Origin of the sequence: Pseudomonas costantinii (genome assembly GCF_001870435.1) — a bacterium.
Lineage (GTDB): Bacteria > Pseudomonadota > Gammaproteobacteria > Pseudomonadales > Pseudomonadaceae > Aquipseudomonas > Aquipseudomonas costantinii.
The window spans coordinates 126,235-144,320 of record NZ_MDDR01000005.1; the positions used below are offsets into that span (position 1 = coordinate 126,235).

14 protein-coding genes are annotated in these 18,086 nt (G+C 60.6%); 1 reads left to right on the plus strand and 13 read right to left on the minus strand.

What is annotated here, in order from left to right; all coding sequences use genetic code 11:
* Nucleotides 1-102: 102 nt before the first annotated feature.
* The 8 genes from hutH to hutC form a co-directional block, all read right to left on the minus strand.
* The gene (gene hutH, locus BFL40_RS02675; protein WP_071482729.1) at nt 103-1,626 is read right to left on the minus strand and encodes a histidine ammonia-lyase; all 1,524 of its coding nucleotides are present in this window, start codon (nt 1,624-1,626) and stop codon (nt 103-105) included.
* An 84-nt stretch (nt 1,627-1,710) separates the two neighbouring features.
* On the minus strand, nt 1,711-2,535 hold the full coding sequence (locus tag BFL40_RS02680; RefSeq protein ID WP_071482628.1) for a quaternary amine ABC transporter ATP-binding protein: 825 nt from the start codon (nt 2,533-2,535) through the stop codon (nt 1,711-1,713).
* Nucleotides 2,532-3,383, minus strand: coding sequence for an ABC transporter permease (locus BFL40_RS02685; RefSeq protein WP_071482627.1), 852 nt, complete (start codon nt 3,381-3,383; stop codon nt 2,532-2,534). The genes BFL40_RS02680 and BFL40_RS02685 overlap by 4 nt, the downstream gene beginning before the upstream one ends.
* 71 nt (nt 3,384-3,454) lie before the next feature.
* Nucleotides 3,455-4,420, minus strand: coding sequence for an ABC transporter substrate-binding protein (locus BFL40_RS02690; protein WP_071482626.1), 966 nt, complete (start codon nt 4,418-4,420; stop codon nt 3,455-3,457).
* Nucleotides 4,421-4,489: 69 nt separating this feature from the next.
* Nucleotides 4,490-5,947 (minus strand): purine-cytosine permease family protein, encoded by a 1,458-nt coding sequence (locus tag BFL40_RS02695; protein ID WP_071482625.1) that lies wholly within the window; start codon nt 5,945-5,947, stop codon nt 4,490-4,492.
* Between the two features lie 43 nt (nt 5,948-5,990).
* A complete protein-coding gene (gene hutU, locus BFL40_RS02700) occupies nt 5,991-7,661 on the minus strand; it encodes a urocanate hydratase (protein WP_016972277.1) in 1,671 nt (556 codons plus the stop codon).
* Between the two features lie 344 nt (nt 7,662-8,005).
* Complete coding sequence (locus tag BFL40_RS02705) at nt 8,006-8,566, minus strand: HutD/Ves family protein (protein ID WP_071482624.1); 561 nt, start codon at nt 8,564-8,566, stop codon at nt 8,006-8,008.
* Nucleotides 8,563-9,273 carry a histidine utilization transcriptional repressor HutC gene (gene hutC, locus BFL40_RS02710; RefSeq protein ID WP_173668614.1) on the minus strand — a complete coding sequence of 237 codons (711 nt, stop codon included), beginning with the start codon at nt 9,271-9,273 and terminating at the stop codon, nt 8,563-8,565. Before hutC ends, BFL40_RS02705 begins: the two co-directional genes overlap by 4 nt.
* A gap of 147 nt (nt 9,274-9,420) precedes the next feature.
* Between hutC and BFL40_RS02715 the strand changes: the two genes are divergently transcribed.
* Entirely contained in the window at nt 9,421-10,785 is a 1,365-nt protein-coding gene (locus BFL40_RS02715) for a formimidoylglutamate deiminase (protein WP_071482623.1), read from the plus strand.
* 129 nt (nt 10,786-10,914) lie between these two features.
* Here BFL40_RS02715 and BFL40_RS02720 read toward each other — a convergent pair whose 3' ends face one another.
* The 5 genes from BFL40_RS02720 to BFL40_RS02740 form a co-directional block, all read right to left on the minus strand.
* Nucleotides 10,915-11,484 (minus strand): lipocalin family protein, encoded by a 570-nt coding sequence (locus BFL40_RS02720; protein ID WP_071482622.1) that lies wholly within the window; start codon nt 11,482-11,484, stop codon nt 10,915-10,917.
* A gap of 30 nt (nt 11,485-11,514) precedes the next feature.
* Nucleotides 11,515-11,769, minus strand: coding sequence for a hypothetical protein (locus BFL40_RS02725; protein ID WP_071482621.1), 255 nt, complete (start codon nt 11,767-11,769; stop codon nt 11,515-11,517).
* A gap of 176 nt (nt 11,770-11,945) precedes the next feature.
* The gene (locus BFL40_RS02730) at nt 11,946-12,956 is read right to left on the minus strand and encodes a class 1 fructose-bisphosphatase (RefSeq protein WP_003237460.1); all 1,011 of its coding nucleotides are present in this window, start codon (nt 12,954-12,956) and stop codon (nt 11,946-11,948) included.
* Nucleotides 12,957-13,052: 96 nt separating this feature from the next.
* On the minus strand, nt 13,053-14,402 hold the full coding sequence (locus BFL40_RS02735) for a DUF3999 domain-containing protein (RefSeq protein ID WP_071482620.1): 1,350 nt from the start codon (nt 14,400-14,402) through the stop codon (nt 13,053-13,055).
* The gene (locus BFL40_RS02740) at nt 14,402-17,956 is read right to left on the minus strand and encodes a DUF2339 domain-containing protein (protein WP_071482619.1); all 3,555 of its coding nucleotides are present in this window, start codon (nt 17,954-17,956) and stop codon (nt 14,402-14,404) included. The genes BFL40_RS02735 and BFL40_RS02740 overlap by 1 nt, the downstream gene beginning before the upstream one ends.
* Nucleotides 17,957-18,086 lie beyond the last annotated feature (130 nt).

Below are 18,086 nucleotides of genomic sequence, written 5' to 3' on the forward strand. Positions count from 1 at the left end.
GTGTTGTTAACTACCAGTCGCTCCGGATGCTTCCGTTATCCGCCGCGGTGTTCTTTTAGAACGACTCGCGGCTTGGCACGCTGGTTATTGTTGGAAAAACGTTCAGTGCAAATTCGGCAAGGTGCGGTGCAGCAGGTTGGCATCCTTGAGCAGTGCGGCCGCCGTCGCGATGTCCGGCGCCAGCCAGCGGTCTTGTTCGTAAGGCGAGACCTTTTCACGCAACAGGCGCCAGGCGCTGTCAGTACCCGCGCCGAAACGCTGGTCCTTGAGAAACTCAAACGCCTGGGCCGCCAGCAGGTACTCAATGGCAAGGATCTGGGTGACGTTGGCCAACAATTGATGCAGCTTGAGCGCGGCATTGGTGCCCATGCTCAGATGGTCTTCCTGCAGGCCCGAGGTGACAAAGTTGTCGAGCACCGCCGGTTGCGCCAACTGGCGGTTTTGCCCACACAGGGAGGCGGCGACGTACTGCACGATCATCATCCCGGAGTTGACCCCGGGGTTGCTGACCAGGAACGCCGGCAGACCACTGACGTGCGGGTTGATCAGGCGGTCCAGGCGACGCTCGGCCACGGAGCCGATTTCGGCCATCGCGATGGCGAGCATGTCGGCCGCCAGCGCCACGGATTGTCCGTGGGGGTTGGCCTGGGACACCACGCGGTAGTTGTCCGGTGTGCCGAGCACCAACGGGTTATCGGTGGCGCTGTTGAGTTCGGTCTCGATCTGACGAGTGGCGTGTTCCACCTGGTCGCGCGCCGCGCCATGAATCTGCGGGATCGAGCGGATGCTCAGCGCGTCCTGGGTACGGATGCCTTTGCTGCTGGCGATCACTTCACTGCCGTCGAGCAAGGCGCGCAGGTTGATGCCGACTTGTTGCATGCCCGGGTGCGGCTTGAGGGCGATGATGGCTTCGTCGAAGGCGTCAATCTGACCGCGCTGGGCCTCAAAGCTCATGGCACCGATCACGTCGGCCCATTGCAGCAAATGATGCGCGTCAGCCAAGGCCAGGCAGCTCAGGCCGGTCATGCACGGCGTGCCGTTGACCAGGCACAGACCGTCCTTGGCACCCAGTACCACCGGCTGTAAACCTTCGGCGCTCAGGGCCTGTTGCGCCGGGACGACCTGGCCCCGGTAGCTCACATTGCCAACACCCAGCAAGGTCACGCCGACATGCGCCATGTGGGTCAGATAACCCACCGAGCCCTGGGACGGCACTTGCGGCGTGATGCCGTGGTTGAGCAGCGCCAGCAACGAATGCACCACCTGCGGATGCAGGCCGGATTTGCCGTGGCTGTAGTTGATAATTGCCGCACAAATGATCGCACGCGTTTGCTCATCGCTGAGTACCGGACCGACGCCGCAGGCGTGGCTCAGCAAGGTATTACGCGACAGTTGGCTGAGTTGCTCGCCCTTGAGCGACACATTGCACAGCGCGCCCAGACCGGTGTTCACGCCATAGGCGCGCTCACCGCTGGTGACGATGCGCTGCACGATGGCCTGGGCATTGTCGATACGCGCCCAGGCGTGGCCCGAGAGTTCGAGAACAGCACCGTGACGGGCCACGGCGACCACGTCCTGCCAGCGCATGGGGACGTCGGCGATGATGATTTTTTCAGCCAGGGACATCTTCATACCTTCTTCAATTTGATCGTTCCCACGCTCTGCGTGGGAATGCCACCTGGGACGCTCTGCGTCCCGCTGTCATCCGGATCAGACCACCGCCGCCCGCCGCTGTACAAACCGATCCACATACTCATCCGCCGGCGAATGCAGGATCTCGCGAGGCGTGCCGACCTGGATCAGCTTGCCGTCCTTGAGAATTGCAATGCGATTGCCGATGCGCACGGCCTCGTCGAGGTCGTGGGTGATGAACACGATGGTTTTGTGCAGGGTCTTTTGCAGCTCCAGCAATTGGTCCTGCATCTCGGCACGAATCAGCGGGTCGAGGGCACTGAACGCTTCATCCATCAGGATGATGTCGGTGTCGGCCGCCAGGGCGCGGGCCAGGCCGACGCGCTGACGCATGCCGCCGGAGAGCTGATGCGGGTATTTGTTTTCGTAGCCTTTGAGGCCCACGGTTTCGATCCAGTGCAGCGCGCGTTCGGCGCAGACCTGCTTGGTTTCGCCGCGCACTTTCAGGCCGTAGGCAACGTTGTCGAGCACGCTCTTGTGGGGCAACAGGCCGAAGCTCTGGAACACCATGCTGATCTTATGTCGACGGAATTGGCGCAGGGCTTCCATGTCCAGTTTCAGGATGTCTTCGCCGTCCACCAGGATCGCGCCGCTGGTGGGGTCGATCAGGCGGTTGAAGTGACGCACCAGGGTCGACTTGCCGGAGCCCGACAGGCCCATGATCACGAAGATCTCACCGGTGCCGATGCTCAGGGACAAGTCGTTCACGCCGACCACGCAACCGGTCTCGGCCAGTACCTGGTCCTTGGTCTTGCCCTGGCCGACCATGGCCAGTGCATCCTTGGAACGGGCGCCGAAAATCTTGAAGACGTTTTTTACTTCAATTTTGCTGACAGTAGTCATTTGCTCGCCTCGTGCCGTGGACGACCATAGGCCTGGGTAATGCGGTCGATGACCACTGCAAGAATCACGATCGCCAGCCCGGCTTCGAGCCCACGGCCAACGTTGAGAGTCTGGATGCCGACGAGTACGTCTTCACCCAAGCCACGGGCGCCGATCATCGAGGCGATCACCACCATCGACAACGCCATCATGGTGGTCTGGTTGATACCGGCCATGATGCTTGGCAGTGCCAGCGGCAGCTGCACGCCGAACAGTTGCTGCCAGCGGTTGGCACCGAAGGCATTGATGGCTTCCATGACTTCGCCGTCGACTTGGCGAATACCCAGATCCGTCAGGCGAATCAGCGGCGGCGCGGCGTAGATCACCGTGGCGAAAATCGCCGGGACCTTACCGAGGCCGAACAGCATCAGCACCGGGATCAGGTACACGAAGCTGGGCATGGTTTGCATGATGTCGAGCAGCGGCATCAGCACCGAACGCAGGCGATTGCTACGCGCCGAGAGGATGCCCAAGGGAATGCCGATCAGCACCGAGATCACTGTGGCGACCATCATCAGTGCCAAGGTTTGCATCAGCTTGTCCCACAGGCCAACGGCGCCCACCAGGAACAGCAAACCGACGATCACCGCCGTGGTCACCACCTTGCGGGTGGCGTGCCAGGCGACACCACCGACGATGGCCAACATCAGCCACCAAGGCGCCGCGCGTAGCAACCCTTCCAGGTTGACGATGGCCCATAACAGGGTGTCGGAGATGTGCCGGAACACATCGCCGTAGTTGGTAACCAGTGAATCCACCCAACCGTTGACCCAGTCGGCAATGGAAAACGTAAAACGCTCAGGAAACATATCGTGCTCTCGATCCAGTGGGTTGTGGCCGGGCGCCCGGTTGCCTGTTAAAGCAACCGGGAACGCTCAACCTACAAGGCCGCGTCGATTTTCTTGGCTGCGTCGTCGCTCACCCATGCGTGCCAGACTTCAGGATGTTCCTTGAGGAAAATTTTCGCCAGTTTTGGCGATTCAATTCGCTCTTTAGCCATGCGACCGAGGTTCTGGTTCAGCAGGTCGATCGGCAGGTTGACCTTTTCCAGCACCGCCACCAGTTCCGGGGCTTGCTCGTGGAACGTCTTGGACAAGCCGACCTTGATGCTCACGCTTTTATCCACACCGGGCTTTTCTTCCAGCTTCACCAGATCAACCTGGCCCATCAGCGGGGTAGGCGACCAGTAATAGAACAGGATCGGTTCGCCACGCTTGTAGCTCGACAGCACCGCTGCATCCAGCGCCGGGCCGGTGCCAGGGCGGAAGTTGGTGTAGGTGCTTTCCAGGCCGTAGCTTTTCAGCATCTCGCTGTTGTCCAGCTCGCAGGTCCAACCGGCCGGGCAGTTGTAGAAACGGCCTTTGGAAGGTTCTTCCTGGTCCTTGAACACCGAGGCGTACTTGGCCAGGTCGGCGATGTTTTTCAGGTCCGGCGCCTTGGGTTCCAGCTTGCGCTTGGCGTCGCCTTCGATCACATAACGCGGCACGTACCAACCTTCGACAGCGCCGATAACAGGGGCACCGACGCCGACGACTTTGCCGGCCTTCTCGGCCTTGTTCCAGACTTCGCTGCGGCCGACCCACTCTTCGGCAAACACTTGAATGTCATTGCTGCTCAGGGCGTTTTCCATAGTGATGGAGTTACCCGGCAGGCTGTCGGTTTTGCAGTCGTAGCCTTTTTCCAGAACGGTTTGCAGGATGTCCGTGAGCAACATGCCGCTTTCCCAGTTCAGACCGGCAAATTTCACCGGTTTACCCGATTCGCACCAACCTGCCGCCTGGGCGCTTGCACTTGCCAGTACGCCTGCTGAGAACAATGTGGCCAACAGGGTCTTATTCATTTTCATTGTTGTGACGCTCCCAATCTTGAAATGGATTACGGCAGTCAGTAGGCATCCTGCCCTGTCCACGTCCCATCAGGCCTGTGCAGCCAGCCCGTTTGTCGTTGGTATAGCGCCCTGCTCTACCGGCAGGATCAGTTTTTCAGGTATTGCGCTGTGCCACTTTTTCGCGGCCCAGTAATAAAGCGCAGCAGGCACCACCAGGCCGATGATCCAGGAGATATCGGTGTCGCCAAGGCTGGCGACCAGTGGGCCGGTGTAGAAATGCGTGGAGATGAACGGCATCTGGATCAGCACGCCGAACACATAGATGCTGATGCCCATCAGGTTCCAGCGGCCGTACCGACCATTGGGATTGGACAGCGCCGGAATGTCGTAGCGCTCTTTGGTGATGCAGTAGAAGTCCACCAGGTTGATCGCGCTCCATGGCGTAAAAAACGCCAGCAGGAACAGGATGAACGCGGAGAAATCCTTGAGGAACGAGTCCTTGCCCAGCAACGCCAGCGCGGCGGCAATCGACACCATCAGGAAGATGTACAGCAGGCGCACCGCACTCGAAATGTGCCGGCTGCCACGAAAGCCGCTGATGATCGTCGCGATCGACATGAAGCTGCCGTAGGCATTGAGCGTGGTCACGGTGACCTTGCCGAAGGCGATGCTGAAATACAGCAGCGCCGCGACAATGCCGGTGCCACCCAGGCCGACGATAAACGAGACTTCGTGGTGGGCGAATTGCGAACCGGCCAAGGCCGCTGCGAACACACCGAACACCATCGACGCCTGCGCACCGATCACTGAACCCAGGCCAACCGCCCAGAAGGTTTTCTTGGCCTCAGTGCTGCGCGGCAGGTAGCGCGAGTAGTCCGCCACATAAGGGCCGAACGCAATCTGCCAGGACGCCGACAGCGAAATCGCCAGCAGGAAACTGCTCAGGGAAAAGTGCTTGTTGCCCAACAACGCGCCGATGTCGTTACCGGCCAACAGCTTGTAGAACAGGTACGCGAACGCAATCACGCCAAGCACGCTGGCAATGCGGCCGATGCCATGGATAACCCGGTAGCCGAAGATGGTGAACACCATGATCAGCCCGGCGAACAACACAATGCCGACCCAGTCTTCCACGTGCAGCAGCTGCGCCACCGCCTGCCCCGCCAGCAATGAGCCGCTGGCCGAGAAACCGATGTACATCAGGCACACCAGCACCAGCGGGATCACCGCTCCATACACACCAAACTGCACCCGGCTGGAGATCATCTGCGGCAAGCCCAATTGCGGGCCTTGCGCCGCATGCAGCGCCATGACGCCGCCGCCCAGCAGTTGACCGATCAACAGACCGATCAACGACCAGAACACATCACCGCCCAGCACCACGGCCAAGGCCCCGGTGACGATGGCAGTGATCTGCAGGTTGGCACCCAGCCACAGGGTGAACTGGCTCAATAGACGACCGTGTCTTTCCGCTTCCGGGATGTAGTCGATCGAACGCCTTTCGATCAACGGGGTGGTGCTTGCACGTGCGTCATTTGCAGCCATGTGTGTTCAACCTCTGATGGATTGTTTTTCGGGTGGTGCCGGCTTACTTGATCATTGGGAGATTGAGGCCCTGCTCCTTGGCGCAGTCGATCGCGATCTGGTAACCGGCGTCTGCGTGACGCATCACACCGGTGGCCGGGTCGTTGTGCAGCACGCGGGCAATCCGCTCGGCCGCTTCGTCGGTACCGTCGCAGACGATCACCATGCCGGAGTGCTGGGAGAAGCCCATGCCTACGCCGCCGCCGTGATGCAGCGAAACCCAGGTCGCGCCGCTCGCGGTGTTGAGCAAGGCGTTGAGCAGTGGCCAGTCGGACACGGCGTCGGAACCGTCCTGCATGGCTTCGGTCTCGCGGTTCGGGCTGGATACCGAGCCGGAGTCCAGGTGGTCACGGCCGATCACAACCGGCGCCGACAGCTCGCCGCTGCGTACCATTTCGTTGAATGCCAGGCCCAACTTGGCGCGCTGACCCAGCCCAACCCAGCAGATACGCGCCGGCAGGCCCTGGAAGCTGATGCGCTCGCGCGCCATGTCCAGCCAGTTGTGCAGGTGGGCGTCGTCGGGGATCAGTTCTTTGACTTTGGCGTCGGTCTTGTAGATGTCTTGCGGGTCGCCCGACAGCGCAGCCCAACGGAACGGGCCGATGCCACGGCAGAACAGGGGGCGGATGTAGGCCGGTACGAAACCTGGGAAGTCGAATGCGTTTTCCACGCCCTCTTCCTGGGCCATCTGACGGATGTTGTTGCCGTAGTCGAAGGTCGGGATGCCTTGCTTCTGGAATTCCAGCATGGCTTTTACATGCACGGCCATCGACTGCTTGGCGGCCTTGATCACGGCGGCAGGCTCGGTCTTGGCGCGGGCGCGATATTCGTCCCAAGTCCAGCCGGCCGGCAGGTAGCCGTTGAGCGGGTCGTGGGCGCTGGTCTGGTCGGTGACCATATCGGGGCGCACGCCGCGCTTGACCAGTTCCGGCAGGATTTCAGCCGCGTTGCCGAGCAGCGCGATGGAGATGGCCTTGCCTTCTTTGGTGTATTTGGCGATGCGAGCCAGTGCGTCGTCGAGGTCGGTGGCTTGCTCGTCGACATAGCGGCTGTTCAAGCGGAAATCGATACTGACCTGCTGGCATTCAATGTTCAGCGAGCAGGCGCCGGCCAGGGTTGCAGCCAATGGCTGGGCGCCGCCCATACCGCCGAGGCCGGCGGTGAGGACCCAACGGCCGGTCAGGTCGCTGTTGTAATGCTGGCGACCGGCTTCGACGAAGGTTTCGTAGGTGCCTTGGACGATGCCCTGGCTACCGATGTAGATCCAGCTGCCGGCGGTCATCTGGCCGTACATGGCCAGGCCCTTGGCATCCAGTTCGTTGAAGTGTTCCCAACTGGCCCAGTGTGGCACCAGGTTGGAGTTGGCGATCAGTACGCGTGGTGCGTTGCTGTGGGTCTTGAACACGCCGACCGGTTTGCCGGATTGCACCAGCAGGGTTTCGTCGTCGTTCAGGTTGGTGAGGCTTTCGACGATCTGGTCGTAGCACTCCCAGTTGCGCGCTGCACGGCCGATACCACCGTACACCACCAGTTCTTTCGGGTTCTCGGCCACTTGTGGGTCGAGGTTGTTCATCAGCATGCGCAGCGGCGCTTCAGTCAGCCAGCTTTTGGCGGTGAGCTTGTTACCGCGAGCGGCGCGGATTTCAACGTCACGGTATTTTGTAGGCTTGGTCACAACTCAGACTCCTCAGCGATCGATGCGCGAACATGATTGGTGCGAAGAGTACTCTTACGCACACATCTCTACTTGTACATACAAGCATATGCAATCAAGCGGCCAACTTTCTGCGCGAGCTGTTGAGAATTTTTTGGAATGGGTGTGCGAGCCTTGAAAAATAAGGCTTAGGGGTTTGATGAAATTTCTTTCGGAGGAGTTTTGCAGCAGAGGAGGTTTGTCACTTCAGCATGGTTTTGCGCCACGCTGGGGCGTTCGGTAACAAATTGGTGCGCAGGCTGGAAACAAATCGTGTGAACACCACAAAACAAATGTGGGAGCGGGCTTGCTCGCTCCCACATTTTTTAACCGCGTGTAGTCAGTTCGATAATGCAGCTGCGGCCAGCTACGGCGATGTCCAACAGCCCAGTGTTACCGTCCACCTGCAGACAGTCGTGATGGCCCAGCACCTGGTCCAACACCTTCACTTCATCAGCAACGCTGAACACCAATACAGTCTGCGCCGTGCTGAAAAAGCGCTGCACGCCATCCACCCACTGCAACCGCGCGTGGTAACGCTGCGGCGAGTAGATCAGGTTGAAATCGCGAATCGGCCCGGAGATCAAGCGGCAAGACACTTGGCTTTCACCCTTGAAGGCGAAAGGTTGCAGCGGTAACAACCCACGCTGCTCTTCGCCATCCACCGTCAGGACCATGCCCGCGCCTTTGATCACCGTGATAACGCGCTGATAGCCGGCGAATGTGGAGAACCCACCCGACTCACCAATGTCGGCAATCGACAGGCGCCAGCCAAAACCATCCAGGCCTGTGCCTGCGTCACGGGTAATTTCTTCGGTGCTGCCGCCGCCGTTTTTCCACGGCATGCGCACGTAATCGGCGGCGCGCCAGACTTTCACTGCACTCATTTACTGAAACGTCCTTCCAGGCTGTGACGGGAACCGGGGTGGATCAAACGCGCAGCGGTCACCGGCTGGCGACCCGACCAGGTACGTCGACGAATCAACAGGCACGGCTCGCTCGGCTCGATCTGCAACAACTTGCACTCGGCGGCATCGGCGAGGATCGCTTCGACCACGTGCTCGCCTTCAGTCAGCGGTGCCACTTGGTTCAAGTAGGCGTAGGGGGTTTGCTGGGTGAAATCCTGCTGCAGGTATTCCGGTGCAACCAGGGCGTTGACGAAGCGGTCTTCGATTTGCACGGGAATGTCGTTTTCGAAGTGCACGATCAGCGAATGGAATACCCGCCCGCCTTCGCGCATTTCCAGGGCAACCGCGCGCTCGGAGCCGGCGGCCTCTTCGCCCAGCGTGATGACTTGGCAGGTATGGCGATGACCGCGGGAAGCGATCTCATCGGCAATGTTGTGCACTTCAAACAGCGCCGACTGGCTCTTGGGCTCAGCGACGAACGTACCGACGCCTTGCATACGCACCAGCAAACCTTCGGCGGTAAGCTCGCGCAAGGCGCGGTTGATGGTCATGCGGCTAAAGCCCAACTGGCTGACCAGTTCGCTTTCGGACGGCACGCGGTAATGCGGCGGCCAGTTGCCGTTGAGGATCTGCTGGCTGATCATCTGTTTGACGCGGGCATACAAGGGCGCCGGACTTTCGTCCATGTGGGCAGCCAGCGAAGACTTGGCAGGCGGAGTCGGCACAGGGAATCCTTGCAGGTTGAAAAGATGCATAGATTGCCGGAGTTTACCGAGCAGGCAAACGTCTGTATATGTATATACAAATAAACACACGACCGGGGTGCCTTGATCATGTCCGCTTTCTTTGCCGAACGCGCGCTGCTGCCTAATGGATGGGCCAACGATGTACGCTTTGAAGTCAGCGCCGACGGCCTGCTGACCCACGTTGAACCCAATGCCAGTGCAGACGGCGCCGAACGGCTCAGAGGCCCGGTGTTGGCGGGCATGCCGAATCTGCACTCCCATGCGTTCCAACGCGCCATGGCCGGTTTGGCCGAAGTGGCCGGCAACCCGAATGACAGCTTCTGGACCTGGCGCGACTTGATGTACCGCATGGTCGGCAAGATCAGTCCCGACCAACTGCACGTCATCGCGCGCCAGCTGTATATCGAGATGCTCAAGGCCGGCTACACCTCGGTGGCCGAATTTCATTACGTGCACCACGACGTCAGCGGCCAGCCGTATGCCGACCGCACTGAGTTGTCGCGACAAATCAGCCAGGCAGCCGCCAGCAGTGGTATCGGCCTGACGCTGCTGCCGGTGCTCTACACCCACTCCGGGTTTGGTGGCCAGCCTGCGAATGAAGGCCAGCGACGGTTTATCAACAGCACTGAAAACTATCTGGAGCTGCAAGCGCAACTCAAGCCAATCCTCGCCGCGCAACCGACGCAGCAGTTGGGCCTGTGCTTCCACTCCCTGCGCGCCGTCACGCCGCAACAAATCAATGAAGTCCTGGCCGCCAGCGACAAGGCTTGCCCGGTGCACATCCACATCGCCGAGCAGCAGAAAGAAGTCGACGACTGCCTGGCCTGGAGCGGCAAACGTCCGCTGCAATGGCTGTATGACAACGTCGATGTCGATGAGCGTTGGTGCCTGGTACACGCCACTCACGCCAACCCCGAAGAAGTGACGCGCATGGCCAAGAGCCGCGCAATTGCCGGTTTGTGCCTGACCACTGAAGCCAACCTGGGCGACGGGATTTTCCCGGCGGTGGATTTCCTCGCCCAAGGTGGGCGTATGGGTATCGGCTCCGACAGCCATGTATCACTGAGCGTGGTGGAAGAACTGCGCTGGCTGGAATACGGCCAACGCCTGCGTGATCAGCGGCGAAATCGCCTGTATCGCAGTGATCAGCCGATGGTCGGCCGCACGCTGTTCGATGCCGCGCTGGACGGTGGTGCCCAGGCGCTGGGCCAGCCAATTGGTCGGTTGGAAGTGGGCAAGCGCGCAGACTGGCTGGTGCTGGATGGCAACGATCCCTACCTGGCGACGGCGACCGAGGATGGGATTCTCAATCGTTGGTTGTTCGCCGGTGGTGATCGGCAGGTCCGCGATGTGCTGGTAAACGGAAAGTGGGTGGTGCGGGATGGGCGCCATGCTGGCGAGGAAGAAAGCAGCCGGGCGTTCACTCAAGTATTGAGAGATCTGCTGGGCTAACAGGCAACACATAACAAATGTGGGAGCGGGCTTGCCTGCGATGCAGTTACCTCGGTACATCAGGTACACCGAGTTGATGCCATCGCAGGCAAGCCAGCTCCCACATTTTGATTGGCGGCGATCGCAAAATTACTGCGAGGTTTTGGCCATCTGCTTGTCCGACGTACGCCAGATCAAACGAGTCGTGTCATAACCCTGCTGACGCGCCCTGCTTTGCAGGTCTTCGAGGGTATCGGCGCTGACCGTCGGGGTCCGGGACAACAACCACATATAGCGCCGGTTCGGGCTGCCGACGATGGCGGTCTTGTAGTCATCGCTGACGTACAACACCCAGTAATCGCCCTTGGCGACGCCCGGCAGCAGCGACGTAAACCAGTTATTGAATTCCACCCAGAGCTTGTCGGTCTTGCCGGACACTTGCGGCGTGGCCGTGCCCTTGGCCTCTTCCCATTTCCATTCGGTCGTCAGGCAGCGGTTGAACACCGACATGTCGCCATCAGGCAGCAAGGTATAACGGGCTTCGGACTGCGCGCAATTGCGCTGGAAGTACATCGGCAATCGGGCCAACTCATACCAGGTGCCCTGGTAACGCTTGAGGTTGACGTTGCCGGCTGTCTTGGGTTGCAGATCATCGCCAGAATGGCTGGCGCAGCCCGCCAAAAACAGGCTGGCACAAAGGTATAAAACAAAACGCATCATTCTTTTTCTCCCGTAGGCTCGCGCCCCGGTTTACTTCAGGCCTTGCCCGGAAAACATCAGAACTTTGTCACCGGCGTACTGCACGCTGATAAAGCTGTTTTTATCGCCCCAGGTGCAACTGGACATGCCCAGTGCGCCGGAACAATCGCTCGGCTTGCCCAGCAACGACTCCACCTCAGCCTTGGCCATGCCAGCCGAGAGCTTCGCGTAATTTTCTTGGTTGACCTTGCTGCAAGCGGCCAATAGCACGCAAAAAGCCAGCAAAGCGAGACGGCGTAACGACATGGAAAAACTCCTGGAGAGAAGAAGCAGCTGGGGTGTCTGCCAGAAGCTTAGAAGGGAAAAGGGGTGTCTGGTTCCCGACAAGCAAAAACAAAAAAGCCCCGAAAACGCTGAAACGTTTCGGGGCTTTTTTAAGGGTGAACCGGCTCACAACAACGCCGGCCACTTATCGCACAGACTTACTTCTTGTGATAAGCCGTCACACGCTCAACTTCTTCCTTCGAACCCAGGAATACCGCCACACGCTGGTGCAGGCCTTCCGGCTGGATGTCGAGGATACGCTGGTGGCCGTCGGTGGACGCACCGCCCGCCTGCTCAACCAGGAACGACATCGGGTTGGCTTCGTACATCAGGCGCAGTTTGCCCGGTTTGGACGGCTCGCGGCTGTCACGTGGGTACATGAACAGGCCACCACGGGTCAGGATACGGTGCACATCGGCCACCATCGCGGCGACCCAGCGCATGTTGAAGTTTTTCTTCAACGGGCCTTCCTCGCCGGCCATCAGCTCGCCCACGTAGCGGGTGACGGGTTCTTCCCAGTGACGCTGGTTGGACATGTTGATCGCGAATTCCTGGGTGGAGGCAGGAATGGTGATGTCTTCGTGGGTCAGTACGAAGCTGCCCATTTCACGGTCCAGGGTGAAGCCTTTGACGCCGTCGCCCAGGGTCAGCACCAGCATGGTCTGTGGGCCGTAGATTGCGTAACCGGCAGCCACCTGCTCGGTGCCTGGCTGCAGGAAGGCCTTTTCGTTCAGGGCTTCGTTCTGGCTCAGGTATTCGTTCGGGCAACGCAGTACGGAGAAGATGGTGCCGACCGGTGCGTTGATGTCGATGTTGGACGAACCGTCCAGTGGGTCAAACACCAGCAGGTAGGCGCCTTTCGGGTATTTACCCGGGATCTGGTAGGCATTGTCCATTTCTTCGGACGCCATGCCGGCCAGGTGACCGCCCCATTCGTTGGCTTCGAGCAGGATCTCGTTGGAGATCACGTCGAGCTTCTTCTGCACTTCACCTTGGACGTTTTCAGTGCCCATGCTGCCCAGGACACCACCCAGTGCGCCTTTGGACACGGCGTGGCTGATTTCCTTGCAAGCACGCGCCACCACTTCGATAAGGAAGCGCAGATCGGCAGGCGTGTTGTTGCTGCGGGTCTGCTCGATCAAATAGCGACTCAGGGTAACGCGGGACATGGAAGGCTCCGGAAAATGGGGGGCTTAAAAACCCGCGCAGTTTAACGCGAGTCGAGGGTTATTTCCTCTAATCAGAGGATTTAACGCCAACAGAGTTCACGGTTTGACCTGTGGCTTGCGCAACAAACTGTAGGCCATGGCCCCCAGTGCCGCCACACCCAGCAGAAGCACGGCCCACAGGCCGAGTTTCTTCCAGTTGGGGCCAACCTCAGGCGATGTGGCAACGGCGAGAGCTTTCACCACTGCCTCCCCCGCGACTTTGGCCTGGCCCAACGTCTTCAGACGCTCGGTGCTGTAGTCGGGGATCAGGGTGGATAACGGCAGATTGGCAGCTTTCACCGACGCATTACCCAATGCCAGGGTGAACGGCGGCTCACCCCGCGCCAGGAACACCAACTGCGTGGAGCGCACGGCAAAGCGCAGCGCCGGCGCTTCTACACCCAGGCCACCACCGCGTTCATCTACCTGCAATTTGAGTTCAGCAACGGTTACACCGGGCAGTTGCAGTTCGTCTTGCACCACATCCTGGCCGTTCTGGGTCAGGCGGTAGAGCAAGCCATTGCTCAGCGGCTGCCAGGCTTGATTGGCTTCCCGACGCCCCGACAAGGTCACCGGCGCCAGCGTGTTCGGCTGCTTCAACTCGATACGCAAGCGCTCGACATTCAGTCCTGTAGGCAACTGCCAACTGTATTCCCCGGCCTTGAGCCGCGCACCGGCCAACGGCTGCGACCACACCAGTGGCATCGGCAAACTGCTGCTGATGGCGCTCACCAGCTTGGCCGAGGTCAGCAAAGGCGCCTCCTGGCCTTGCCACACCAGGCGCAGGTAACGCGCCGATTGCCCCGGCAGGCTCACATCATGTTGCTCGACCCGCTCGTCGGCAAACGACAGGCGCGCTACCTGGCCGTCGCCCCAAGACTCCCAGTGTTGCAGGTCATCACTGGCTTCAATGCTGAAACGCTGGAAGCCGTCTCTTTCGCGGCTCCAATCCAGGCTCAGTTGCTGCAAAGGCGCCTTGATCGCGCTGGCGTCCAGCACCCAGCCACGCAGCACTTGCTTGCCCGCCTTGGTGGATGGGCGCACTTCCAGCAACGTGCCTTCAGACGTGGACTTCATCACCACGCCAGGCAACGCGGCCTGCGTGTCGACGGCGTACAGCGGAAACCACTTCACGTCAGTAACGTTTCGGTTCTCGGAGCGTTGCGCCGATTGACGGGATAGCGCATAGGCCTGCTGCTCGCCGGCAGCGTTGAACACGCGCACGTCGCTGAGATCAGCCTGGCGTGCACTCAATTGCACCGCCAAGGGCAGCTCCAGCCGATACCAAGGGCCGCTGCCACTCACGGCCAGCGGCACTTGCGTGGTGAAGTCAGCCGGACCTTCCTGCGCGTATACCGCCGAACACACCAGCCATACCGCCCACCCGCTCAGACTCAGCTTGCCCATCAAGAAGACGCTCCCTCAGTTTCAATCACAGGTTCGGCACGTTTCGGCGGCAGCGGTGCAAAGTAACCCACCACCAGCAGCAACCCGCCCACGCCGATAAACGACACGATCCGCGCCAGGCCACCACGGTTGCTCAGCTCGACAAAGAACAGCTTGGCGACCACCACCGCAATCAACGCGGCACCGATCAGCCACACTTCGCGACGATGGCGCAGGTGGCCGCCGATCATCAGACCGAGGGCGATCAGGGTCCAGACAATCGACAAACTGGCCTGTACCAGCATGGATTCCAATAGCGCATCCAGATGAAACGGCACGTCGCCCCAATGATGAGCCGCGCGCATCACCAACGCAGTAAAGAAGGCAAACAGCGAAACACCTGCGACACCTTGGGCGACCAGCTCAGCACGCGGCCCACGCTGTGGCGCCACGCTGCGCGACCACAAATACACACCCAGCAGCGCAAACAGCAGGCCCAGATCCAACGGGTTAAGCAGCGGCACATACGGCAGTGGCTTGGCCGTGCCATCGCTGAAAATATTCGCCAGCCAGAACCAACCAAGCATCAACACCGCCAATGGCAGCGCCGCCAGCACGCGGTATTCACGCGGGTAAGCCGACACAGGCCATGGCCAACTGCGCGGCGCGGCGGCCAGCACCAAATAGACACTCGGCAGAATCGCCCAACCCAACCAGCGCCAGGCGTTGTACTCGCTCGACAGCAACAACAAGCCGTAACGCAGCTCCAGCGCCAACACACCGATCAGCATCCAGCAGCCCAGCACGTGTGCCACGCTCAGCACTTTGGCGGGAACCACCGTCGCCAAACGACGCAACGAGATGAAATGCACCCCAAACACCGCCAACCAGGCCAGCCAACCGAACTGCGCCGCCGGGTGGTAATACGCGTGGGCAGATACCAGCAATACCAACCCCGCCGCCGGCATCAGCAAGGTGCACAGCATGCCCATCGACGCCCAACGCAAGCGTTCGGCCAACAACGCCCAGATCGCCACGCTCACCGCCGCGATCGCCAGCAGGCACTGCCCTTGCAACTCATCAGGAATAAACCGCAGCACTTCACTGATCAACGCCAACGCCCACCATGCCGCCCCCCACACCAGCAACAGGTCGGACAGGCGTTGCAGTTGCAACACGGCAAACACCGGAGCATGTGGCTCACGCTGCAAGCGCCAGGCGCCGACCAAGGCGGCCAGGCCGAGCACCATTGGCGTCCAGAAACCGCTGTGCGCCAATGGGCGCAGGCCCTCGCCGGTCAACGGCCCCAACAACTCCGGCACCGCGAGCAAGAACGAGCCGCCGCCGATCAGTTGCAGCAGCAAGCCAAACACAAAACTGACGCGCTGTTGCAGGTACAGGCTCAGCCAGATGATCAACAACCCACTGGCCGCCCACACGCCGCTCGCACTCTCCCATGGCAGTACAAACAGCACGGCCAGATTGATCAATGCCAAGCCCGCGAGCAGCACCACCGACAACCCGCGCAGCAGGCGTACATCGCTGCGCACCATATCGTCGCGCGCAGCCAGCAACATGCCGCCGACCAACGCCAAGCCGATCAGGGAAGCGGTCAGCAAGCCGGTCCAACCGGCACTGAATACCGCCCCTCCTTCACCCCCTTGCAAGCGCAACAGGAACAACGCACCGCCCAACAACTGCACGGCGAACGCGCTGAACAGGAAGGTGCGAGAGCCGATACGCAGGCCGACAAACAGGGTCACCAGACCGGCGATTGCCCAACTGATGGCAGTGCCTTGGGTCAGCAACAGTAACGGTGCGAGCAGGTACAAAAAGCCCAAACCGAGACTCGCCAGCACCGGCAAGCCTTGGCGCTCCCAATCCGCCGCCTGTTCGGTCGGCGCCTTGCGCAGTTGATGGAAGCTGAACAGTAACGCCGCGCCCAGCAGCAACGCGCCCAATGGCGCACCGTCGAGCAAGGTGCGTTCGCCAACGCGTAGCTCGCTGAGGAATGCCAGCGCCGAGCCCAACTGCAACAATAAGCCGAATGCTCGCGCCAACGGCCGCTGCTGACGCAAACCGAGCCAGAAGATCCCGGCGCCTTCAACGGCCCAGGCAGCAGCGGTCCAGCGGGCATCGAGACCCAGCGGGATAGCGAGACTGGCAAAGATCACGCCCAGCGCCAGGCAGGTTTCCGCCAGCAGCAAGGCGCGCCCGCCACTCAGCAACCGCGCCAGGCCCATATAGATAATGCCCAGGCCCAGCGCACTGAACGCCGCAGCGAACTCCATGTGCTGAACCAACGCGAACTGCAATCCAAAGCCCACCAGCGGTGGCCCGAACAACATACTGCCATCGACATAATCGCCTTTGGCCGCCGACCAACGCAGCAACGCGCCACGGCTGTCATCTTCGGGTGCATCGCTCATCTCCAGCAATTTGCGCCGGGCGAACAACAGGCCGATGGCCAGGTACATCAGGAAAAACACAATCAGGAACGGCTCGGTGCTCCACAGCAACTCCGGCGTATAGGAGCGCATGCCCCAAGCGAAACCGATGCCGAAGGTGCCGACAAACCCGATCAGGTTGAGCAAGCGCCAGGCCTTGAACCAGGCGATGCCGAGGATGCCGGCGTTGAGCAGGGCAAAGTAGCTGAATAGCGCCACATGGTTACCCGCGCCGGTGGAGGTAAGGATCGGCGCCGCAAAGCCGCCCAGCGCCGCCGCGCAAGCCAACCCCAACGCATCCTGGGTGATCGCCAGAATCGCGGAAAATACTGTGACCGCCACCAACAAGCCCAGAGCGGCACCCGGATCGATCAGCGGATGCAGGCGCATCGCGGCGAACACCGTCAGGTACAACACGGCAATACCGGTGCCTTGCAGCATCAAACCGTAATTGCTGTTACGCAGCCGCAGCCACCAACCCAGACCCAACAGGCCCACTGCGGCAGCGGCAACGCCTGCATAACGCAGTTCAATCGGTACCACCATGCCTTCGGTGGCATAGCGCAGCAGGAAGGCCAGGCCGAGGAACAACAACACCACACCGACCCGCAACACGGTATTGCCGCCAAACAGCCAATTGCGCGCGCCGCTGATAGCCCGTTCGATGAAGTTGGGGCCACGGGGGACAGCAGGTTCCGTAGGGCGCGGGGTCGGGGCAGGCGCCCAGACATCAGCCGGCAGCGGCTGGCTCGGCTCGGTTTCCATGGCAACCGGTGCGGGTATCAATTCGGCAGGCAGTTCCCAGACAAGATCGGGCGCCTTAGCCTCAGGTCCAGGTTCAACGACGGGGGATTGCGCAATGGCGGGGCCGACAAACACACCGCGCGCCAGCGGCGCAGGCTCTGGTTCGGAGGTTTCCAGTTGTGCCAGGCGTTGCTCCAGCGCTTTCAACGCCTTCTGCGCGGCCTCCAACTGACGACCCTGCTGATTCGCTTGAGTCGACAGCATCGACAAGCGAATCGCCTGGCCAATGCCCAACCCCAGCAGCGCGCCGAAACCGGCCTCCATGAGCGACTCATCGAGTGTCCAGCCGAGCGCCAGGCCAATCAGCATGAAAATCCATTGCATGGTCGATATCCCTAAGCAGCCCGAAGCGGGCAAACCGAGGCCTAGTATATCGACGCGGGAGCAATGTGGGAGCGGGCTTGCCCGCGAATGCGGTGTATCAGTCGACATATTCGTTAACTGACACACAGCA